At 64.0% G+C, this 20,820-nt stretch carries 19 protein-coding genes and 1 other RNA gene; 9 read left to right on the top strand and 11 right to left on the bottom strand.

What is annotated here, in order from left to right; all coding sequences use genetic code 11:
* Window positions 1-20: 20 nt before the first annotated feature.
* Window positions 21-1,694, top strand: a complete 1,674-nt coding sequence (locus ACK59Z_RS00295; RefSeq protein ID WP_409292051.1) for a GspE/PulE family protein — start codon at window positions 21-23, stop codon at window positions 1,692-1,694.
* Between the two features lie 88 nt (window positions 1,695-1,782).
* Entirely contained in the window at window positions 1,783-2,097 is a 315-nt protein-coding gene (locus ACK59Z_RS00300; RefSeq protein WP_003253711.1) for a DUF2388 domain-containing protein, read from the top strand.
* Window positions 2,098-2,162: 65 nt separating this feature from the next.
* On the opposite strand, the gene gcvP is transcribed toward ACK59Z_RS00300, so the two are convergent.
* From gcvP to ACK59Z_RS00350, 10 genes are all read right to left on the bottom strand, one after another.
* Window positions 2,163-5,036, bottom strand: a complete 2,874-nt coding sequence (gcvP, locus tag ACK59Z_RS00305; RefSeq protein ID WP_108191115.1) for an aminomethyl-transferring glycine dehydrogenase — start codon at window positions 5,034-5,036, stop codon at window positions 2,163-2,165.
* Between the two features lie 196 nt (window positions 5,037-5,232).
* On the bottom strand, window positions 5,233-5,616 hold the full coding sequence (gene gcvH / locus ACK59Z_RS00310) for a glycine cleavage system protein GcvH (RefSeq protein WP_020191591.1): 384 nt from the start codon (window positions 5,614-5,616) through the stop codon (window positions 5,233-5,235).
* Window positions 5,617-5,667: 51 nt separating this feature from the next.
* Window positions 5,668-6,750, bottom strand: a complete 1,083-nt coding sequence (gene gcvT, locus ACK59Z_RS00315; RefSeq protein WP_003253703.1) for a glycine cleavage system aminomethyltransferase GcvT — start codon at window positions 6,748-6,750, stop codon at window positions 5,668-5,670.
* A gap of 127 nt (window positions 6,751-6,877) precedes the next feature.
* Window positions 6,878-8,500, bottom strand: coding sequence for an ABC transporter permease (locus ACK59Z_RS00320; protein ID WP_409292053.1), 1,623 nt, complete (start codon window positions 8,498-8,500; stop codon window positions 6,878-6,880).
* Window positions 8,501-8,654: 154 nt separating this feature from the next.
* Window positions 8,655-9,656 (bottom strand): extracellular solute-binding protein, encoded by a 1,002-nt coding sequence (locus ACK59Z_RS00325; protein ID WP_012054051.1) that lies wholly within the window; start codon window positions 9,654-9,656, stop codon window positions 8,655-8,657.
* Window positions 9,657-9,824: 168 nt separating this feature from the next.
* Complete coding sequence (locus ACK59Z_RS00330; RefSeq protein ID WP_162996151.1) at window positions 9,825-11,042, bottom strand: 2-octaprenyl-3-methyl-6-methoxy-1,4-benzoquinol hydroxylase; 1,218 nt, start codon at window positions 11,040-11,042, stop codon at window positions 9,825-9,827.
* Between the two features lie 9 nt (window positions 11,043-11,051).
* Complete coding sequence (locus ACK59Z_RS00335; protein ID WP_003253696.1) at window positions 11,052-11,534, bottom strand: DUF4442 domain-containing protein; 483 nt, start codon at window positions 11,532-11,534, stop codon at window positions 11,052-11,054.
* Entirely contained in the window at window positions 11,531-12,730 is a 1,200-nt protein-coding gene (gene ubiH, locus ACK59Z_RS00340; RefSeq protein WP_108191114.1) for a 2-octaprenyl-6-methoxyphenyl hydroxylase, read from the bottom strand. Before ubiH ends, ACK59Z_RS00335 begins: the two co-directional genes overlap by 4 nt.
* Window positions 12,727-14,061 (bottom strand): Xaa-Pro aminopeptidase, encoded by a 1,335-nt coding sequence (gene pepP / locus ACK59Z_RS00345; RefSeq protein ID WP_003253692.1) that lies wholly within the window; start codon window positions 14,059-14,061, stop codon window positions 12,727-12,729. The genes ubiH and pepP overlap by 4 nt, the downstream gene beginning before the upstream one ends.
* A 21-nt stretch (window positions 14,062-14,082) precedes the next feature.
* Entirely contained in the window at window positions 14,083-14,637 is a 555-nt protein-coding gene (locus tag ACK59Z_RS00350; protein WP_108191113.1) for a YecA family protein, read from the bottom strand.
* Between the two features lie 181 nt (window positions 14,638-14,818).
* Between ACK59Z_RS00350 and ACK59Z_RS00355 the strand changes: the two genes are divergently transcribed.
* From ACK59Z_RS00355 to ACK59Z_RS00370, 4 genes are all read left to right on the top strand, one after another.
* Window positions 14,819-15,001 (top strand): TIGR02449 family protein, encoded by a 183-nt coding sequence (locus tag ACK59Z_RS00355; RefSeq protein WP_029886233.1) that lies wholly within the window; start codon window positions 14,819-14,821, stop codon window positions 14,999-15,001.
* Window positions 14,998-15,318 (top strand): cell division protein ZapA, encoded by a 321-nt coding sequence (locus tag ACK59Z_RS00360; protein WP_010955726.1) that lies wholly within the window; start codon window positions 14,998-15,000, stop codon window positions 15,316-15,318. Before ACK59Z_RS00355 ends, ACK59Z_RS00360 begins: the two co-directional genes overlap by 4 nt.
* Window positions 15,319-15,335: 17 nt before the next feature.
* Window positions 15,336-15,515, top strand: a non-coding RNA gene (gene ssrS / locus ACK59Z_RS00365) — 6S RNA.
* Between the two features lie 124 nt (window positions 15,516-15,639).
* Window positions 15,640-16,248, top strand: coding sequence for a 5-formyltetrahydrofolate cyclo-ligase (locus ACK59Z_RS00370; protein ID WP_003253685.1), 609 nt, complete (start codon window positions 15,640-15,642; stop codon window positions 16,246-16,248).
* A 19-nt stretch (window positions 16,249-16,267) separates the two neighbouring features.
* Here ACK59Z_RS00370 and ACK59Z_RS00375 read toward each other — a convergent pair whose 3' ends face one another.
* Window positions 16,268-16,420, bottom strand: coding sequence for a hypothetical protein (locus ACK59Z_RS00375; RefSeq protein ID WP_003253683.1), 153 nt, complete (start codon window positions 16,418-16,420; stop codon window positions 16,268-16,270).
* Window positions 16,421-16,598: 178 nt separating this feature from the next.
* On the opposite strand from ACK59Z_RS00375, the gene ACK59Z_RS00380 reads away from it, so the two are divergent.
* The 3 genes from ACK59Z_RS00380 to rbbA all read left to right on the top strand — a co-directional run bounded on the left by ACK59Z_RS00380 (window position 16,599) and on the right by rbbA (window position 20,820).
* Complete coding sequence (locus tag ACK59Z_RS00380; RefSeq protein WP_003253680.1) at window positions 16,599-17,048, top strand: EVE domain-containing protein; 450 nt, start codon at window positions 16,599-16,601, stop codon at window positions 17,046-17,048.
* 95 nt (window positions 17,049-17,143) lie between these two features.
* A complete protein-coding gene (locus ACK59Z_RS00385) occupies window positions 17,144-18,103 on the top strand; it encodes an HlyD family secretion protein (RefSeq protein WP_003253678.1) in 960 nt (319 codons plus the stop codon).
* Window positions 18,100-20,820 carry a ribosome-associated ATPase/putative transporter RbbA gene (gene rbbA, locus ACK59Z_RS00390; protein ID WP_014754796.1) on the top strand — a complete coding sequence of 907 codons (2,721 nt, stop codon included), beginning with the start codon at window positions 18,100-18,102 and terminating at the stop codon, window positions 20,818-20,820. Before ACK59Z_RS00385 ends, rbbA begins: the two co-directional genes overlap by 4 nt.

Genomic DNA, 20,820 nt, shown 5'->3' on the forward strand with positions numbered 1-20,820 from the left:
ATCAGGCACGGACGCCAACCATGCACACCCCCGACAACCCCGCGCTCGACCTCAAGCGCGTGCTCCAGGCCCTGCTCGCTGACCAGCACCTGCACGCCAGCGATACCCTGCAAGTACTCGAACACGCCGCTGCCCACCCCGCTAGCCACCCGCTGGAGCACATTGCCGCCTGCAGCCTGGAAAGCCGCCAGCACCCCGGCCAGCCCCTGGACCTTGAGCACCTTTGCCAGTGGCTGGCCGACAAGGTCGGCCAACCCTACCTGCGCATCGACCCCATGCAACTCGACCTGCCCCAGGTCACCGGCCTGATCTCCCCAGCCTTCGCCCAGCGCCACGGCATCCTCATCGTCGCGGCCGATGCCTCCAGCGTCACCGTCGCCAGCGCCCAGCCTTTCCAGGATGACTGGCAGGCCGACCTGGCCCGCAGCCTCGGCCGGTCGATCCGTCGCGTACTGGCCAGCCCGCAGCAGATCCGTCAGTCAGCGCAGTCGTTCCACCGCCTGGCCCAGTCGGTAAAAGGCGCGCAATATCAGCAGTCGGCCAGCCTGGGGGAACTTGAGCAATTGCTTGAGCTGGGCAAACGCCAGGCCGAGGCCAGCGCAGACGACGCGCATATCGTGCATATCGTCGACTGGCTGTTGCAGTACGCCATCGAGCAACGCGCCAGCGATATCCACTTGGAACCACGCCGCGAACAGGGCCAGCTGCGCTACCGCATCGATGGCCTGCTGCACACCGTCTATGCCTTCCCCGCGGGGGTCACCCTGGCCCTCGTCAGCCGCCTGAAACACCTGGGCCGCATGGACGTTGCAGAGAAACGCCGGCCGCAGGACGGCCGGCTGCAAAGCCGCCTGCCCGGTGGTGGCGAAGTGGAGCTGCGGCTTTCAACCCTGCCCACCCCGTTTGGCGAGAAACTGGTGCTGCGCCTGTTCGACCCGCACCAGTTGCAAGAGGGCTTCGACCGCCTTGGCCTGCAAGGCCAGCAACTGGCCCAATGGCAGCGCCTGCTACGTCAGCGCCAAGGCATCATCCTGGTCACCGGCCCCACCGGTTCCGGCAAAACCAGCACGCTGTACACCAGCCTCAAACTGCTGGCCACCCCACAGGTCAACCTGTGCACCATCGAAGACCCGATCGAGCGCCTGGAGCCAGCCTTCAACCAGCTGCAGGTACAGCCCGCGCTGGACCTGGGGTTTGCCAACGCGGTCAGGGCCATGCTGCGCCAAGATCCCGATATCATCATGATCGGCGAAATTCGCGACCGCGAAACCGCCCTGGTGGCAGTTCAGGCAGCGCTGACCGGGCACCTGGTACTGTCGACCCTGCATACCAACGACGCTTGTGCAGCGATTACCCGCTTGCAAGAGCTGGGTGTGGCCGACTACCTCATCAAGGCGACGCTTATCGGGGTGATGGCCCAGCGCCTGGTGCGAACCGTCTGCACCGACTGCCAGGCAGGTTCATCAGCCACCTGCCGAGCCTGCCGCGGCACCGGTTTTCAGGGGCGCACAGGATTATTCGAACTGCTCGAGCCCAGCGACACCTTGCGCGCATTGATCGGCCCTGATGCCGACCTGACCCGATTGCGGCGCCAGGCGCTGGCCGATGGCCTGATTGACCTGCGCCATTGCGGCGAGGCCAAAGTGGCCGCTGGACAGACCCGTGCCGAGGAAGTGCTGCGCGCCTGCAACTGACGAAAAGTCCTTTGTATTCAAGGAACTTGCCTCGCCCGAAAAGATCCAAGCGCGCATCTTCAACCATCACCCTTCGAGGTGTTTCAACATGCGTCTCAAAACCGCGATTGCCGCCGCTACCTTGCTTTCGCTGCCTCTTGGCTCGGCCATGGCCGATACCTTCTGGCGTAACGTGATGACTTCCGGTGCTACCACGGCGTCGAGCTACCTGACCTCGCGGGATCACAAGCTGGTAGTGGCCGCGCAGGATGACGCCAGCAGCTTCGTCGCCAGCGAAGGCGCGATCCGCGGGCCGTTCCTGGAAGCGGCCATGCGCGAGGCACGGGCAGAGAACCCAGGGATGCAGGCTTCCGACATGGAGTTGGCCAATGCCATCCTGGCCAAAAATGCAGTAGCCGAGTAACTGCGTCGCCTGCTTCGCGGGTAAACCCGCTCCTACAGGCACCCGCGAAGCATCCAACACCTACCTCAGCGATAAGCCTCCACCGGCACACACGCACAGAACAGATTCCTGTCCCCATACACGTTGTCTACCCGGTTCACCGCCGGCCAGTATTTGTGCTGGCGCACGTGAGCACTGGGGGCCACCGCCTGCTCCAGGCTATACGGCCTTTCCCACCCCCCCAGCACATCAGCCAAGGTATGCGGTGCATGCTTCAGCGGGTTGTTCTCCGCTGGCCAGTTGCCCTGCTGTACTTCGTCAATTTCCGCCCGAATCGCCAGCATCGCCTCGACGAACCGGTCCAGCTCGGCCTTCGACTCACTCTCGGTCGGCTCCACCATCAGCGTGCCCGGCACCGGGAACGACATGGTCGGTGCGTGGAAGCCATAGTCCATCAGGCGCTTGGCCACGTCCTCTTCGCTGATGCCTGTCAGCGCTTTCAACGGCCGCAGGTCGAGGATGCATTCATGCGCCACGCGCTGGTTGCGGCCGCGGTAGAGCACCGGGAACGCCGCGCCCAACTGGCTGGCCAGGTAGTTGGCCGAAAGGATGGCCACCTCGCTGGCGTCGGCCAGCTGCGGGCCCATCATGGCGATATACATCCAGCTGATCGGCAAGATGCTTGCGCTGCCCCAGGGCGCGGCGCTGACCGCGCTGTTGTTCGGGTCCAGCCCAGGCACCGGCACCACCGGGTGGCTGGCGACGAACGGCTTGAGGTGCGCGCGGATACCGATCGGCCCCATACCGGGGCCGCCACCGCCGTGGGGAATGCAGAACGTCTTGTGCAGGTTCATGTGTGAAACATCGGCCCCAATGTCTGCGGGGCGCGCCAGGCCCACCTGGGCATTGAGGTTGGCACCGTCCATGTAAACCTGGCCGCCGTGCTGGTGCACCACATCGCAGATTTCGCGTATCCCTTCCTCGTACACACCGTGGGTCGAAGGGTAGGTGATCATCAGGCACGACAGACGCTCCCCGGCCGCGTGCGCCTTGGCTTTGAGGTCAGCCAGGTCGACGTTGCCATCGTTGTCGCAATCGACGATCACCACGTCCATGCCGGCCATCTGTGCCGACGCCGGGTTGGTGCCGTGGGCCGACGACGGGATCAGGCACAACGTGCGCATCGGCTGATGGCGGCTGCGGTGATAGCGCGTAATGGCCATCAGGCCGGCGTATTCACCCTGAGCACCGGAGTTGGGCTGCATGCAGATCGCATCGAAGCCGGTGATCGCGCACAGCCAGCTTTCCAGTTCGTCGATCATCGCCTTGTAGCCTGCCGCCTGGGCCGCCGGGGCGAACGGGTGCAGCTGGGCAAAACCGGGCCAGGTGATGGGGATCATCTCACTGGTGGCGTTGAGCTTCATGGTGCACGAGCCCAGCGGAATCATCGACTGGTTCAGCGCCAGGTCCTTGTTCTCAAGCTGCTTGAGGTAGCGCAGCATCTCTGTTTCGCTGTGATGCAGGTTGAACACGGGGTGGGCGAGGAATGGCGTGCGTCGCACCAGGCTGGCGGGGATGCCTTCAGGCAGGGCCAGCTGATCGAGGGCGGTGATTTCCAGGCCATGATCCACCCCCAGGAAGATGTCGAGCAGGCGCAGCACCGTCTGTTCGTTGCAGGTTTCGTCCAGGCTCACGCCCAGGTGCCCGCGACCGAGAATGCGCAAATTGATGTGCGCGGCCTCGGCGCTTTCAATGATGGCAGCCTGGGCACCACCAACATTCAGGGTAAGGGTGTCGAAGAAGTGCTGATTGATGCGTTTGATGCCTTTGGCCTCAAGGCCGGCAGCCAGGATGAAGGTCAGCCGGTGCACACGCTGCGCGATGCGTTGCAGGCCTTCCGGGCCGTGGTACACCGCGTAGAAGCCGGCAATGTTGGCCAACAGCACCTGGGCCGTGCAGATGTTGGAGTTGGCCTTTTCGCGGCGAATATGCTGCTCGCGGGTTTGCAGGGCCATCCGTAATGCAGTGTTGCCACGGGCATCGCGCGATACGCCGATGATGCGCCCCGGCATGGCCCGCTTGTAGTCGTCGCGACAGGCGAAATAGGCCGCGTGAGGCCCGCCGTAGCCCATCGGCACACCAAAGCGCTGGGTCGAGCCCAGCACCACATCGGCGCCCAGCTCTCCGGGCGGTGCCAGCACCACCAGGCTCAGCAGGTCAGCGGCTACGCAGGCCAAGGCCTGTTGGCCGTGCAAATGGTCGATCAGCGGGCGCAAATCGCGCACTTCGCCGTGGGTGTCGGGGTACTGCAGCAAAGCGCCGAACACCGAGTGTTTGGCAAGGTTATCCACAGAATCGACGATCAGCTCGAAGCCGAACCCCTCGGCGCGGGTCTTGAGTACCGAAAGGGTCTGCGGGTGGCAGTGCTCGTCGGCGAAGAAGGCGTTGCTCTTGTTGCGTGCCACCCGCTTGGCCAGGGCCATGGCTTCGGCGGCAGCGGTGGCTTCATCAAGCAGCGAGGCATTGGCCAGAGGCAGGCCGGTGAGGTCGATGACCATTTGCTGGAAGTTCAGCAGCGCCTCCAGCCGGCCTTGGGCAATTTCGGGTTGGTAGGGCGTGTAGGCGGTGTACCAACCGGGGTTTTCCAGCACGTTGCGCAGGATGACCGTGGGGGTGATGGTACCGTGGTAGCCCATGCCGATGAGGCTGGTCCAGACCTGGTTCTGTTCGGCATAACCGGCCAGCTTGGCTAGGGCGGCTTGCTCGTCCAGTGCCGCTGGGAGGTCGAGGGGGCGATTGAGGCGGATGTCTGGGGGAACGGTCTGCTCGATCAGCTCGTTGCGGCTGGCGATACCCAGCGCGTTGAGCATGGCCTGCTGCTCTGTGGCATCGGGGCCCAGGTGGCGGCGCAGAAATGGGTTGAGCTCTTGCAGTTGATGCAGGGATGGCGACTGGGACATGACGACGCTCTCTTCCTAGACCAGGCCTCATGGAGACTTACAAGTCTAGGAAGGGATTGCCGATTGTGCGGGGAAACTTGTCTGCAGGCCCGGCCTCTTCGCGGCTAAAGCCGCTCCTACAGGGGCTGCACCGGTCTCGAATGCCGCGCTGTACCTGTGTAGGAGCGGCTTTAGCCGCGAAGCAAGCGACGCGGCCTTACTCGCCAATCAGCGCCTGGTAGCCAGCCGCATCCAGCAACTTGTCCAGCTCGGCCGGGTTGCTTGGCTTCAATTTGAAGATCCACGAACCGTAAGGCTCTTCGTTGAGCAGTTCCGGGCTATCGGCCAGCTCTTCGTTGACCGCAATCACTTCGCCACCGACCGGGGCATAGATGTCCGAAGCGGCCTTGACCGACTCCACCACACCTGCAGCGTCGCCAGCGCCAAACACTTTGCCGACTTCAGCCAGTTCGACGAACACCACATCACCCAAGGCTTGCTGGGCGTGATCGCTGATACCCACGGTCACACTGCCGTCGGCTTCCAGGCGAGCCCACTCATGGCTTTCGGCAAAACGCAGTTCGGCGGGGATATTGCTCATGTCTTGAATTCCTCGATTGGCTCAGCGGTACGCCCGCCGGTTATAAATTGTTCAGATCAGGATCTTGCCGTGGCGCACGAAGGTCGGTTTGACCACCCGCACCGGGTACCACTTGCCGCGAATTTCCACCTCGGCCCGATCACCGGTAGCCATAGGCACGCGCGCCAACGCAATGGACTTGCTCAGCGTAGGCGAGAAACTACCACTGGTGATCTCCCCTTCGCCAATGCCGGCTACACGCACGACCTGATGGGCGCGCAGTACACCGCGCTCTTCCAGCACCAGACCCACCAGCTTTTCCTGCACGCCGTGCTCGATTTCCGCAAGCAGGCCGACACGGCCGATGAAGTCGCGCTCGGCCGGTTCCCAGGCGATGCTCCAGCCCAGGTTGGAGGTGAGCGGGGTGTGGTTTTCGTCGATGTCCTGGCCGTACAGGTTCATGCCGGCTTCCAGGCGCAGGGTATCGCGGGCGCCCAGGCCGCTTGGGGCGATACCGGCGCCGACCAGGTCGTTGAAGAAGGCCACCGCCTGATCGCCCGGGAAAATGATCTCCAGGCCGTCCTCACCGGTATAGCCGGTGCGGGCAATGAACCAGTCGCCGTCAGCAACGCCCTCGAACGGGCGCAGTTCGCGGATGAGTGCCGCGCGCGCGGGGCTGAGCAGGGCCGCGACCTTTTCGCGGGCCCGCGGCCCCTGGATGGCAAGGATGGCCAGATCAGGGCGGACCTGGAAGTCCACGGAAAACCCGGCACGCTGCGATTGCAGCCAATCGAGCACCTTGGCACGGGTGGCGGCGTTGTTGACCAGGCGATAGCCGGTTTCCGTGCGGTAGACGATCAGATCATCGATTACACCGCCCTGTTCGTTCAGCAGTGGGCTATACAGCGCCTTGCCGGTGTCGTCGAGGCGGGCCACATCGTTGGCCAGCAAGCGCTGCAGCCAAACAGTGGCATCAGTGCCGTCGACATCGATCACGGTCATATGGGAGACATCGAAGACGCCGCAATCGCTGCGCACCTGGTGGTGCTCCTCGACCTGCGAGCCATAGTGCAGGGGCATGTCCCAGCCACCGAAATCGACCGTCTTGGCGCCTAGCGCCAGGTGCAGGTCATACAAAAGCGTGCGCTGTCCCATGGGTTTCTCCTTCCGGGCGTGGCGAAGCGGCGGCGGTCGATGACGTTGGGTCGTCAGCTTTTCTTGTTACTCACACCCGCCGCGCGAATGCCGCGCATTGTAGCCGCAAGGTCGCAAACTGACATCCTCAGTGACTGTGACCGGGTCGACGTGCCGAACGGCGAATCAGGCCGATGACCGGCAGCAGCCCCACCAATACCAAGGTCAGTGCCGGCAGCGAGGCGCGCGCCCACTCGCCTTCGCTGGTCATCTCGAACACCCGCACGGCGAGGGTGTCCCAGCCGAACGGCCGCATCAGCAAGGTGGCGGGCATTTCCTTGAGCACATCGACGAACACCAGCAGCGCGGCGCTAAGTGCCCCCGGCACCAGCAGCGGCAGATACACCTTGAAAAACAATCTTGCGCCGCCAACACCCAGGCTGCGCGAGGCTTCAGGGAGTGACGGGCGGATGCGCTCCAGGCTGCTCTCCAGCGGCCCGTAGGCCACCGCGATGAAGCGCACCAGGTAGGCCAGCAGCAACGCCGAGAGGCTGCCTAGCAGCAGCGGCTTGCCGGCGCCGCCCATCCAGCTGGACAGCGGGATGACCAGGTGGTTGTCGAGGTAACTGAAGGCCAGCATGATCGATACCGCCAACACCGAACCGGGCAGGGCATACCCCAGATTGGCCAGGCCAACCCCGGCGCGGATTCCGCCCGTCTGTGCCTGGCGCCGGGCGAAGGCCAGCAGCAGCGCCACGCATACCGTGACCAGCGCCGCCATGCTGCCCAGGTACAGGGTGTGCAGCACCAGGCCGACGTAACGCTCATCCAGGTCATGCCGACCGCGTTGCCAGAACCACACCAGCAACTGCAGCAGCGGGATGACGAAAGCGCAGGCAAACACCAACAGGCACCAGCCACTGGCCAACAGCGCCTTGAGGCCGCGCAGGTGATACAGCGCCTGCGCGCGCGGCCGTTCGTTGCCGCTTCGGCTGGCACCGCGGGCGCGGCGCTCACCGTACAGCACCAGCATCACCGCCAGCAGCAGCAGGCTGGCCAGCTGGGCCGCACTGGACAAGCTGAAGAAGCCGTACCAGGTCTTGTAGATGGCCGTGGTGAAAGTGTCGAAGTTGAACACGGCCACTGCACCGAAGTCGGCCAGGGTTTCCATCAGCGCCAGGGCGATACCGGCACCGATCGCCGGCCGAGCCATGGGTAAGGCCACCCGCCAGAATGCCTGCAGGGGCGATAACCCAAGTACCCGCGCCGCCTCCATCAGGCCCTTGCCCTGAGCCAGAAAAGCCGTGCGCGCCAACAAGTAGACATAGGGATAGAAGACCAGCACCAGGACGGTGATTACCCCACCAGTGGAACGCACACGAGGCAGGCGCATTGGCCCGAACACCTCGCGCAGGGCGCTTTGCACCGGGCCGGCAAAGTCCAGCAGGCCGACGAAGACGAATGCCAGCACGTAGGCCGGGATGGCGAACGGTAGCATCAGCGCCCAGTCCAGCCAGCGTCGACCGGGGAAGTCGCAGAGGCTGGTGAGCCAGGCCAGGCTGACGCCCAGCACGGTGACACCCACACCCACACCCACCACCAGGGTCAGGGTATTGCCGAGCAGGCGCCCCATCTGGGTGTCGAGCAGGTGGGACCAGATCTGCAGGTCGATGGATTGCCAGGACAACAGCAGCACGCTCAGGGGTAGCAGCACCAAGGCGGCGATCAGGGAGACCGGGAGGTACCAGCGGCGTTGGGGGGTGTGGGGCAAATTGAATGTCTCTGTGGCTGATTTGCGACCGCTTTGCGGTCGTTCGCGGGTAAACCCGCTCCTACGGGGACCGCGCAAGGCAGTGCAGATCCTGTAGGAGCGGGTTTACCCGCGAAAGGGCCCTAACGGGCCCAACGAGGATAAGGCCTGGCGCTTAGTTGTAGCCAGCCCGATCCATCAGACGAATGGCTTCAGCCTGGCGCTTGCCGGCAATTTCCACCGGAATGCTGTCGGCCTTGAAGCTGCCCCACGCCGCCACTTCCTCCGATGGCTTCACCTTCGGGTTGGCCGGGAACTCCTGGTTGATATCAGCAAACAGCTTTTGCGCTTCTTCGCCGGTCATCCATTCCACCAGTTTCTTCGCGGCCTCCGGGTGTGGCGCATGCTTGGTCAGGCCAATGCCCGACAGGTTCACGTGCACACCACGGTCACCCTGGTTGGGCCAGAAGATCTTCACCGGCAGGTTCGGGTTCTGCTTGTGCAGACGGCCGTAGTAGTAGGTGTTGACCACGCCCACATCACACTGCCCGGCCTCGATGGCCTGGATCACCGCGTTGTCGTCGGAGAACACATCGGTGGACAGGTTGTTGACCCACCCTTTGACGATTTGCTCGGTCTTGGCCTCACCGTGGGTTTCGATCAGGGTGGCGGTCAGCGACTGGTTGTACACCTTCTTGGCCGTACGCAGGCACAGACGGCCTTCCCACTGTTTGTCAGCCAGGGCTTCGTAGGTGCTCAACTCCTCGGGTTTGACCCGCTCGGTGGAGTAGATGATGGTGCGGGCACGCAGGCTCAGGCCGGTCCAGTCATGGGACGAGGCGCGGTACTGCGACGGGATGTTCTGGTCGATGACGTCGGACTCGATCGGCTGCAGGATGCCCATCTGCTCGGCCTGCCACAGGTTGCCTGCATCGACGGTCAGCAGCAGGTCGGCCACGCCGTTGTCGCCCTCGGCCTTGATGCGCTGCATCAGCGGGGCTTCCTTGTCGGTGATGAACTTGATCTTGACCCCGGTCTTGGCGGTATAGGCATCGAACACCGGCTTGATCAGCTCGTCGATGCGCGAGGAGTACACCACCACTTCGTCCGCTGCCTGGGCAGTGCCGCCGAACAGGGTCAGGGCCAAGGCGGCCAGTAGGGGCTTGCGTGGCAACATTTTAAGCACTCCTCGATCGTATGAGAGGTGCGAATGGTAGTGAATCCCATTTTCTGGCTCACCTACCTAGGCGTTACCGGATGTTGCAAAGGACTGCCACAGGTGATTGCGCCACGCTGTGGGAGCGGCCTAGTGTCGCGAAAGGGCCGCAGAGCGGCCCCGGCACTCTCAAGCCTTGGCCAGATCTGGCAGGTCACCACTCAAACCCAACGCCTGGCGCACAAACAGCGCCTTGGCCTCCGGCATCTGCTCCACCAGTTTCAACCCGCTGTTGCGCAACCAGCGCAACGGCAGCGGATCGGCCTGGAACAACCTCTCGAAGCCCTCCATCGCCGCCATCAACGCCAGGTTGTGTGGCATGCGCCGGCGCTCGTAACGGCTCAGCACCTTCACATCGGCCAGTCTCTCGCCGCGCTCGCAAGCATTGACCAGCACCTCGGCCAGCACCGCCGCGTCGAGGAAGCCGAGGTTCACACCCTGCCCGGCCAGCGGGTGGATGGTGTGCGCGGCATCGCCAATCAATGCCAGGCCTTCACCCACATAGCGCTTGGCGTGGCGCTGACGCAGCGGCACGCATACCCTTGGGTCGGCCTGCAACACGTCGCCCAGGCGGCCCTCGAAGGCACGCCCGAGGGCTTGCAGGAAGGCCGCTTCATCCATCGCCATCAGCTGCTCGGCATGCTCCGGAGTGGTCGACCATACGATTGAGCACCAATCTTGCTGGCCATCGCGGCTCAAGGGCAAAAAGGCCAATGGCCCTTCGTCAGTGAAGCGCTGCCAGGCCGTGGCCTGGTGCCCGGCGCTGCAACGTACGCTGGTGACAATGGCATGGTGCAGGTAGTCCCATTCGCGGGTTTCGCAGCCGGCCAGACGCCGCACCGCCGAATTGGCACCGTCGGCGGCGATCACCAACGGTGCACGCAGTTGCCGGCCATCGGCCAACGTCAGCAGCCACTCATCGCCAGAGCGGCGCAATTGCTCCAGCCGCGCATTGGCCAGCAGGCCGATGTCGCTGTCGTGCAGGCGCTCCAGCAGGCCGTCCTGTACCACCCGGTTCTCGACGATATGGCCGAGCACCTGGGCATGCACACTGGCCGCCGAGAAGTGAATCTGACCGGTGCCGCTGCCATCCCACACATGCATGTCGGAATATGGCGTGGCGCGTCGCTGGGCAATGCCGTCCCAAGCGCCAAGGCGCTCGAGGATGCGCTGGCTGGCCGCCGATAGCGCGCTGACACGCGGCTCGAACGGGGCCTGGGCATCGAAAGGTACGACCGTCAGCGGGCCACCGTCGAGCAACAAAATTTGCAGGCCACTGTGGCGCAACGCCAAGGCCAGGGCGCTGCCGACCATACCGGCACCCACAATCAACAGATCTGCGCGCATGTCCATGCCTTACGCCAGCCTCGCTTGCGGCTTGAGCCGCACGTATAGGGTTTTATCGACCCGCGCCACCAACTCGCCGGCGCCATCGCGGATATCGACCTGCAAACGCGGCAGGCATTTCTTGCCGGTGGCGGCCTGCTGGCGGATTTCCTGCAGCAGCGCATCATCGACGTGGAATTCGGCATACACCGGGCCTTTGCCCGGCGAGATGAAATCGATGCTGGCGGCCTTGTCCCAGACGATGTAGTCACGCCCCAACTGCTCGATCAACAGCAGCATGTAGAACGGATCGACCATGGCATACAGGCTGCCACCGAACTGGGTACCGACGTAATTGCGGTTCCAGCGAGTCAGTTTCATCGCCACCTTGACGCTACGCAGGTCCGGGCTGATGTGCTGCACACGAATACCGGCACCCAGGTATGGTGGGTAGAGGTTCAGCATCCAGCGCAGCATGCGCGCCCGACGCGCCAGTTTACGCGGGTTGCTCATGCCTGGCCCCGCGGATCAGGGCGGGTGCCCAGGCCCATGGCCTGGCGGGCGAACCAGCTTTTTGCCGGTGGCAGCAGGTCGAGCCCAAGCAGGCCAAGGTTGCGCCCGGCAGCCAGCAACGGCTGATTGCTGCCAAACAGGCGGGTGACCTGGTCAGAGAAGCCGATGGTCATCGCCTGGTCCAGGCGCTGGCGCTGGTGATAGGCCTGCAGCGTGGTCAGGTCGCCAGGCTGCTGTGGCCCCGCCAGCAGCGCCTCGGCCAGGGATTGCACGTCACGCAACGACAGATTGAAACCCTGGCCCGCGATGGGGTGCAGGCTGTGAGCTGCGTTGCCCAGCACCACCAGGTGCGGCCGCACCTGCTCCTGGGCCTCGATCAAGGACAGCGGGTAGAGGTGCCGTGCGCCTACTTGGCGCAGCGCGCCCAAGCGGTAGCCGAACACACCCTGCAGTTCGCGCAGGAAGCAGCGCTCGTCGATGTCGGCCAGGCGCCGCGCATCCATGCCCTGGCGGGTCCACACCAGTGCGCAGCGGTTTTCCGGCAACGGCAGCAAGGCCATGGGGCCCTCTTCGGTGAAGCGCTCGAAAGCCTGGCCGCCGTGGGCCTCACCCGGGGTAATGTTGGCGATCAACGCGCTCTGCTGGTAAGGCGTGTGGCGTACATGGATACCCAACTGCTCGCGCAGGCCAGAGCGGCCACCATCGGCCAGTACCGCCAGGTCACATTCCAGCTGGGTGTCGTCGTTCAGCCGCAGGCGGTAACCGCGTTCGATGGCCTGCATCGAGGTCACTTCGGCCGGGCAGCGCCAGCTCACCACCTCGCTGTCCAGCCCTTGCCACAGGCACTGGCCGAGCCAGGCGTTTTCCACCACGTAACCCAGCGCCGGTACGCCCTCTTCCAGGGCATCCAGGCGGGTGGCGCCAAAGCGACCACGGTCGGACACGTGAATCTGGCGAATAGGCTCGGCGCGGCGGCCGATGACCTGCCACAGGCCCAGTTGCTGATAAATCTGCTGGGTGCCGAAGGACAATGCCGACGAGCGCGCATCGTAGCTGGGCTGGTAGCAGTCGCCGGGGGCGAACGGCTCGATCAGCAGGATCTTCCAGCCGCGCGCCTTGGCGCCGGCCTGCAGGGCCAACGCCAGGCTTGCGCCAACCAGGCCACCGCCGATGATCGCCAGGTTTACCCGGCTCATGCCACGGCCTTGCGGGCAGCCTGCATCAGCGCCTCGATCTCGGCGACGGTACGCGGCACGCCCGAAGTCAGGATTTCACAACCTTGCCTGGTCACTACCACGTCGTCCTCGATCCTTACCCCAATGCCGCGCCACTTTTTGGCCACGGCCTGATTGTCGGCGCCAATGTAGATACCCGGCTCCACGGTCAGCGCCATGCCGGGTTCCAGCACACGCCACTCGCCGCCCACCTTGTACTCGCCCACGTCGTGCACATCCATGCCCAGCCAGTGCCCGGCGCGGTGCATGTAGAAGGCGCGATAGGCTTCGCTGTCGATCAGCGCCTGCACATCACCTTCGAGCAAGCCCAGCTCCACCAGGCCCGCGGTGATGACCCGCACGGTCGCCTCATGGGCGTGGTTCCAGTGCTTGCCGGGGGCTATTTCGGCAAACGCCGCCGCCTGAGCCTTGAGCACCAGCTCGTAGATGGCCTTCTGCTCGGGCGAAAACCGCCCACTGACCGGGAAGGTGCGGGTGATGTCGCTGGCATAGCAGTCGATTTCGCAGCCGGCGTCGATCAGCACCAGGTCGCCATCCTTGAGCGGCGCATCGTTCTGTTGATAGTGCAGGATGCAGCCATTGCGCCCGGCCGCAACGATCGAGCCGTAGGCCGGCATCTTCGCCCCGCCCTTGCGGAATTCGTAGTCCAGCTCGGCTTCCAGGCTGTATTCGTGCAGCCCGGCGCGGCAGGCCTGCATGGCCCGCACATGGGCCCGCGCAGAAATGTCTGCAGCAGCACGCATCACCTTCACTTCCGCCGCCGATTTATACAGGCGCATATCATGCAGCAGATGATCCAGCGCAACGAACTCGTTCGGTGGCTGGGCGCCCAGGCGTGCCTTGGAGCGGATCACGTTGATCCAGTCCATCAGCCGGCGGTCGAACTCCGGGTTGCTGCCCATGGCGCTGTAGACCCGCTCGCGGCCTTCGATCAGGCCAGGCAGGATCTCGTCGATATCCGTGATGGGGAAGGCATCGTCAGCGCCGAAATCGCGCACCGCCCCTTCCTGGCCGGCCCGCAGGCCGTCCCACAGCTCGCGCTCGGGGTTGCGTTCACGGCAGAACAGCACGTACTCGCCATGCTCGCGCCCTGGAATCAAAGCAATCACCGCCTCGGGCTCCGGGAAGCCGCTGAGGTACTGGAAGTCGCTGTCCTGGCGGTACACGTGCTCGACGTCGCGGTTGCGGATGGCAACCGCGGCGGCGGGCAGAATGGCGATGCTGTTGGGGACCATCTGCGCCATCAGCGCCTTGCGCCGACGGGCATACTCGGCCTTGGGAATGTGGCTCATGGGCAGACTACCCCTGGTTGATCAGTGCAGCGAGGGCTTGGGTGCGGGGGCGGCCGGCTTGGCCAGTTCGGAGAACAGCAGCAGGGGCGCCACACGCAGGTATTCCATGACTTCCATATAGTCGCTCTCGCCGTCTTCGGACTCTTCGAGCGCTTCCTGGACCTGCGAAATGGCCACTAGGTCCTGCAGCACTTCCTTGGCCTCATCGGACAAGTCCTTACCGCCAGCGTTCAGGCCGAAACCGGTCACGAAGCCTTGGCACCACTGGCCCAGCGCGGTGGCGCGGTCGCTCAGTGCAGCATCATCGGAAGGCAGCAGCAGGACGATCGCCATGTCGTCGCTGGTCAGCTCGCCCTTGACCATTTCCTGCAAGCCGACCAAGGCGTTGCGGACACTGTCACCAGGCTCGATTTCCAGCAGTTGGGCGGCATCGGCCAACCAGGCATCGGCATCGAAGCCGGCGCCGGCGCAGCTGCGGCCAATCAGCAGGCCGTGCAGTTCGGCCGGGGTGACAGGATGGCCATTGCTCGAGAGCAGTATGGCGAAAGCGTTGTAGGGCGATTGAGTATTGGGCATGGGCAGCTAGGCGCCAGACGGCGCAATGTCTAGAATGAAGACCTTGTATCCTAGCACCGGCAGGCGCGCCAAGACCATCGGCACTGGCCGTTGCCGCCCAGGGAGAGGCATCATCGCCAGGTGACTCAACGACGGAGCGAATCGAGTGCAACCCACGCAAGAGAACGACCTGCAGGCACTGATGAGCCGATTCGAGTTGCTGATCGAACGCGTCGAGCAACTAAAACGGCAAAATGCACTCCTAGTAGCTCAGGAAAAATCCTGGCGCGAAGAGCGCGCCCACCTCATCGAAAAGAACGAGATCGCCAAGCGCAAAGTCGAGTCGATGATTTTACGCCTCAAGGCTCTGGAGCAAGACTCATGAGTTCAAGCAATAGCGTCACCGTGCAGATCCTCGACAAGGAATACTCGATCATCTGCCCGCCGGAAGAGCGCAACAACCTGGTCAGCGCTGCGCGCTACCTGGACGGCAAGATGCGCGAGATCCGCAGCAGCGGCAAGGTGATCGGTGCCGACCGCATCGCGGTGATGGCGGCGTTGAACATTACCCACGAAATGCTGCACCGCCAGGAAGACCGCAACGATGCGCCGGTCACCGGCACGAACCGCGAACAGGTGCGCGACCTGCTGGATCGGGTAGATAAGGCTTTGTCCGACGACACGGATACCAAAATCGGCTGAGATTGGTATACTGGCGCCACTCCCTGGGGGATGCGCCAGTCGGTTATGTCCCTGAGCCGATACGCACAACCACGGGGGTTGCACGCTGGGGCCGGTGTGCATGTCCGCCCGACGGAAAGCCTTAACGCCCCCTGCAATCTCCACCTTGAACTTTCGGGTTCAAGGGCTACACCGATAGCGGTCTTATCGGGGAGCCTGAATTTTCTTGCCCGCCCCCAAGGCGGGCAATTCGTTTTGGCCGACTTTTTTCAAGCTTTGTACGACGATTCACCGCGCAGGCACTGTTCGTACCAAGCCAGCACATCTGGGATTGCCCGTGCCATGACCGAAAACGTGCCGCTCACCCGCCCCCAGCTTCGTCGCCTGCTTCGCAATGCCCGCCGCGCCCTTACCCCTGCCCAGCAACGCCAGGCCACCCTCGGCTTGTACCGCCAGCTGGCGCAACACCCCTTGTTCCGCCGCGCCCGCCACATTGCCCTGTACCTGCCCAACGACGGTGAAATCGACCCTCGCCTGCTGATGCGCGAAGCCCAGCGTCGCGGCAAGTGCACCTACCTGCCGGTGCTGCACGCCTGGCCGCGCACGCGCATGGTGTTCCAGCGTTTTGAGCAGGGTGAGAAGCTCAAGCCCAACCGCTTCCGTATTCCAGAGCCGATCATCGATCGCAAACGCCAGCGGCCGATCTGGGCGCTGGATCTGATTCTGCTGCCGCTGGTCGGTTTTGACGAAGTGGGCGGCCGCTTGGGTATGGGCGGTGGCTTCTATGATCGCAGCCTGGCCTACCAGGCGCGTCGGCAAACCTGGAAAAAACCGTTGCTGCTGGGGCTGGCGCATGAATGCCAGAAGGTCGAGCGGCTGGCGCAGGCCAGTTGGGATGTACCGCTGAAGGGCACGGTCTCGGACCGTGGCTGGTACCTGGCGCCACGTTGAGCGGCGCCAGCGGGGGGTATCAACGTTGTGGCTGGCTGGCGTCGACCGGCATCTGATAGGCGTTGTCCAGCTTGCGCTCCCAGAACCCTTGCGCATAACCGGTAGTGACCACACCCAGGCCAAAAATGAACACCAGGATCCACAGCAGATCCGGCTTTTTACGTTGATTCATCGAAGATTGCCCCCCAGGCAAACTGTTCAGTACTCGGCGATATTCTGGGTACCGCCGGCGCACGCGCTTTAAACGGGGCGCATTTTCCGACAACATGCGTCCGCACGCAAACCTTGACGCCAACCGGCTGTCGGTTTCGTGCAACAGGTTATTTCAAACCTTTTCAGGAGCAGCATCCATGGCTTACTGGCTGATGAAATCCGAGCCCGACGAGCTCTCCATCGAAGCCCTCGCACGCTTGGGCGAAGCGCGCTGGGACGGCGTGCGTAACTATCAGGCGCGTAATTTTCTGCGGGCCATGAGCGTGGGTGACGAATTCTTCTTCTACCACTCCAGCTGCCCGCAACCCGGCATCGCCGGCATTGCCAAAATCACCCGCGCGGCCTACCCGGACCCGACCGCGCTGGACCCGGAAAGCCATTATCACGATGCCAAGGCCACGATCGACAAGAACCCGTGGAGCGCGGTGGATGTGGCCCACGTACAAACCTTTCCAAGGGTGCTGGAACTGGGGTGGCTGAAACAGCAGGCCGGTCTGGTCGAGTTGCCCCTGGTGCAAAAAGGCAGCCGCCTGTCGGTCATGCCGGTAACGCCCGAACAATGGGCGGTGATTGTCGCGTTGCGCTGAATACGCAGCTATGGTCAAGGGCTTGACCGATATCAACACGCCACACATGGCCGCCAGGCATGATGGACTGTGCATGACCGCAAGGATGCAGAACGATGAACCGATACGCCCCTAGAATCTTCGCCACTGCACTGATCGCACTGCTCGCTGCAGCCGGCGGGCTGGGGTACTGGAAGTCGCTTCACGACCAGTTGCCCGAAGGCCTGAGCATGGGCAACGGCCGCCTTGAAGCCACCGAAGTGCAGATCGCCAGCAAGATCCCCGGTCGCCTGGCCGAAGTACTGGTCGATGAAGGCGACAACGTGACCCGTGGCCAGCTACTGGCACGCATCGACACACGCACCATGGAAGCCCAGCGCAGCCAGGCCGAAGCCGAAGTGCTGCGCGCCCGGGAAAACTACGCCGCCGCCCAGGCCACCGTGCAACTGCGCCAGAGTGAACTGCTGTTGGCCAGCCAGGAGCTCAAGCGCGTACGCGAAATCTTCCAGCGCAAGTTCGCCAGCCAGCAGTTGCTCGACCAACAGCAGGCGCGCTTTGACACGGCCAACGCAGCAGTAGTCGCTGCCCGCGCCCAACTGGCAGCGATCAAGGCCGCCATTGGCGCCGCCGAAGCCCAAGTGGCGCAGCTCACCAGCGAAATCGACGACAGCAGCCTGCGTGCGCCCATCAACGGCATCATCCAGCTGCGCCTGGCCGAACCCGGTGAAGTGCTGGGTGCCGGCGGCCGTGTGCTGATGCTGATCGACCCCAGCGACCAGTACATGAACCTGTACCTCCCGGCCTCTACCAGCGGCCGGCTGACCGTAGGCGATCAGGCGCGCATCGTGCTCGACGCCCTGCCCGAGCGCGCACTGCCGGCCAAGGTGGCCTTTGTCGCAGCCAAGGCCCAGTTCACCCCCAAACAGGTGGAAACCCGCGACGAACGGCAAAAGCTGGTGTTCCGGGTCAAACTGCGCCTGAGCGACCCAGGCGCCGTGCCGCAAGCCAAACCAGGCATGCCAGGCGCCGGCTATGTACGCACGGCTGAGGTGGACTGGCCGGCCAACCTGCAATGAACGCCCCGGCACTGCTGGCCGAAGGCATCAGCCACCGTTACGGCGACGTGATAGCCCTCCACCCACTAGGCTTCAGCCTCCCTGTGGGTACCCGCTGCGCGCTGATAGGCCCTGACGGGGCGGGCAAGTCGACCCTGCTGGGGCTGATCGCCGGCGTGAAACGCCTACAGCAGGGAGAGCTGCAGGTGCTGGGTGGCTCGATCCGCCAACGCCGCCATCGCACGGCGCTCTACCCCAAAGTGGCGTTCATGCCGCAAGGGCTGGGCAACAACCTGTACCCGGAACTGTCGATCAGCGAGAACATCCGTTTTTTTGCCACCCTGTTCGGGCTGGGCCGCCGTGAGTGTGAACAGCGCATGGCCAATCTGTTGCAGGCCACCGACCTGCAGCGCTTTGCCCAGCGCCCGGCCGGCAAGCTGTCGGGAGGCATGAAGCAGAAGCTGGGCCTTTGCTGCGCGCTGATCCACGAGCCAGACCTGCTTATCCTGGACGAGCCGACCACCGGCGTCGACCCACTGTCGCGGCGGCGCTTCTGGGAGCTGGTTGAACAGGTTCGCGCACAACGCCCGCAACTGACCTTGCTGGTGGCTACCGCCTACATGGAAGAAGCCGAACAGTTCGAGCATTGCCTGATGCTCGATGGCGGCCGGTTGCTGGCCGCCGGCCCTAGCCACGAACTGGCTGCAGTCACCCCGAGCGGCAAACTGGATGATGCCTTTACCCACTACCAGGGCGCGGGCAAGGCGCAGCATCAACCACTGGCAATCCCGCCGCGCCAAGCCACGGACGGCCCGGTCGCCATCGAGGCACACGACCTGACCCTGCGCTTTGGCGACTTCACAGCGGTGAACAAGGTCAGTTTCGCCATTGGCCGCGGGGAGATCTTCGGCTTCCTGGGTTCCAACGGTTGCGGCAAGACCACCACCATGAAAGTGCTCACCGGCCTGATGCCGGCCAGCGAGGGCAGCGCCAGCCTGCTGGGTCGCCCGGTGGACGCCAGCGACCTGGCCACACGCAAGCGGGTCGGCTTCATGTCGCAGAGTTTCTCTCTGTATGGCGAGCTCAGCACCCGGCAGAACCTGGCCCTGCATGCCCGCCTGTTCGACTTGCCCAAAGCCGAGAGCGCCCAGCGCATCGATGAGCTGATCGAGCGCTTCGACCTCGCCGCTATCGCCGACCAACCGTCTGGCGCCCTGCCCCTTGGTTTGCGCCAGCGCCTGTCGCTGGCAGTGGCGGTTCTGCATCGCCCGGAAGTCTTGATCCTCGACGAACCGACCTCCGGCGTCGACCCGGCCGCCCGCGACGACTTCTGGCGCCTGCTGGTAGAGCTGTCCCGCGAGCAGGGCGTGACCATTTTCCTCTCCACCCACTTCATGAACGAAGCCCAGCGCTGCGATCGTATTTCGCTGATGCACGCCGGGCGGGTGCTGGCCTGCGACACGCCCGATGCCCTGCAGCACCAGTACCAGGGCGACACGCTGGAAGACGCGTTCGTCCGCTGCCTGGAACAGGCCCAGGAACTGGCGCCAGCCGCCACCGACAGCAGCGTGCTGGAACAGGCGTCCACCCCCACCCTACCGCTGCGCCAGGGTTTCAGCCTGCGTCGCCTGCTCGCAGTGGCCGGCCGTGAGGGCAAGGAGCTGCTGCGCGACAAGGTGCGCCTGGCCTTCGCCTTACTGGGTGCACTGTTCATGATGGTGATCTTCGGCTACGGCATTTCACTGGATGTGGAAAACCTCGCCTTCGCCGTGCACGATCAGGACCAGAGCCCGCAAAGTCGTGCCTACCTCGAAGCCTTCCGTGGCTCACGCTACTTCGCCGAACAGGCGCCGATCCGCGACAGCAGCGAGCTGCACCAGCGCCTGCAACGCTCGGAAATCAAACTGGCACTGGAAATTCCGCCCGGCTTTGGTCGCGACCTGTACGCAGGACGCCAGCCGGTGGTGGCTGCCTGGCTCGACGGTGGCATGCCGTTCCGCGCCGAAACCAGCCGCAACTACGTGGAAGCCGTGCACCAGGCCAACCTGGAGCAACTGGCAAAGGCCAGCCCACAACCGCAGCCACGCCAGGACCCGGTGCGCCTGGAAACGCGTTTCCGCTACAACCAGGATGTGGTCAGCGTGAACGCCATCGGCCCGGGCGTGATGGCACTGATACTGGCCTTCATTCCGGCCATGCTCACGGCACTGGGCATCGTGCGCGAGAAGGAGCTCGGCTCCATCACCAACTTCTACGCCACACCCCTCACCCGCCTGGAATTCCTGCTTGGCAAGCAGATGCCCTACCTGGCTGTGAGCCTGGTCAACCTGGCGCTGCTGGTGGCGATGAACCGCTGGCTGTTCGCCGTACCGCTCAAGGGCAGCGTACTGGCTTTGGCATGTGGCGGCGTGGCCTACCTGCTGGCAACCACCAGCCTGGGCCTGCTGATTTCGGCATTCACCCGCACCCAGATCGCCGCCATTCTCGGCACCATGATCATTACCAGCCTGCCGACCATCCAGTTTTCCGGGCTGATCGTGCCACGCTCGTCGCTGGACGGCGCGGCAGCGGTGATGGGCCAGTTGTTCCCGGCGGGCTACTTCCTCGACATCGCAGTCGGCACCTTCACCAAGGCGTTAGGCCTGCGCGAGTTGTGGCCGCAGTGCCTGATCCTGCTGAGCTTCTTTGCCGCGTTCACCGGCCTGAGCCTGGCAATGCTGAAAAAGCAGGAGGCCTGA

Source organism: Pseudomonas sp. KCJK9058, assembly GCF_046230975.1.
In the GTDB taxonomy this organism is placed as follows: domain Bacteria; phylum Pseudomonadota; class Gammaproteobacteria; order Pseudomonadales; family Pseudomonadaceae; genus Aquipseudomonas; species Aquipseudomonas alloputida.

Coding starts and splice junctions, on each gene's coding strand:
- ACK59Z_RS00295 (WP_409292051.1), top strand. CDS start 21: ATGCACACCCCCGACAACCCCGCGCTCGACCTCAAGCGCGTGCTCCAG.
- ACK59Z_RS00300 (WP_003253711.1), top strand. CDS start 1,783: ATGCGTCTCAAAACCGCGATTGCCGCCGCTACCTTGCTTTCGCTGCCT.
- gcvP (WP_108191115.1), bottom strand. CDS start 5,036: ATGTCCCAGTCGCCATCCCTGCATCAACTGCAAGAGCTCAACCCATTT.
- gcvH (WP_020191591.1), bottom strand. CDS start 5,616: ATGAGCAATATCCCCGCCGAACTGCGTTTTGCCGAAAGCCATGAGTGG.
- gcvT (WP_003253703.1), bottom strand. CDS start 6,750: ATGGGACAGCGCACGCTTTTGTATGACCTGCACCTGGCGCTAGGCGCC.
- ACK59Z_RS00325 (WP_012054051.1), bottom strand. CDS start 9,656: ATGTTGCCACGCAAGCCCCTACTGGCCGCCTTGGCCCTGACCCTGTTC.
- ACK59Z_RS00330 (WP_162996151.1), bottom strand. CDS start 11,042: ATGCGCGCAGATCTGTTGATTGTGGGTGCCGGTATGGTCGGCAGCGCC.
- ACK59Z_RS00335 (WP_003253696.1), bottom strand. CDS start 11,534: ATGAGCAACCCGCGTAAACTGGCGCGTCGGGCGCGCATGCTGCGCTGG.
- ubiH (WP_108191114.1), bottom strand. CDS start 12,730: ATGAGCCGGGTAAACCTGGCGATCATCGGCGGTGGCCTGGTTGGCGCA.
- pepP (WP_003253692.1), bottom strand. CDS start 14,061: ATGAGCCACATTCCCAAGGCCGAGTATGCCCGTCGGCGCAAGGCGCTG.
- ACK59Z_RS00350 (WP_108191113.1), bottom strand. CDS start 14,637: ATGCCCAATACTCAATCGCCCTACAACGCTTTCGCCATACTGCTCTCG.
- ACK59Z_RS00355 (WP_029886233.1), top strand. CDS start 14,819: ATGAGCCGATTCGAGTTGCTGATCGAACGCGTCGAGCAACTAAAACGG.
- ACK59Z_RS00360 (WP_010955726.1), top strand. CDS start 14,998: ATGAGTTCAAGCAATAGCGTCACCGTGCAGATCCTCGACAAGGAATAC.
- ACK59Z_RS00370 (WP_003253685.1), top strand. CDS start 15,640: ATGACCGAAAACGTGCCGCTCACCCGCCCCCAGCTTCGTCGCCTGCTT.
- ACK59Z_RS00375 (WP_003253683.1), bottom strand. CDS start 16,420: ATGAATCAACGTAAAAAGCCGGATCTGCTGTGGATCCTGGTGTTCATT.
- ACK59Z_RS00380 (WP_003253680.1), top strand. CDS start 16,599: ATGGCTTACTGGCTGATGAAATCCGAGCCCGACGAGCTCTCCATCGAA.
- ACK59Z_RS00385 (WP_003253678.1), top strand. CDS start 17,144: ATGAACCGATACGCCCCTAGAATCTTCGCCACTGCACTGATCGCACTG.
- rbbA (WP_014754796.1), top strand. CDS start 18,100: ATGAACGCCCCGGCACTGCTGGCCGAAGGCATCAGCCACCGTTACGGC.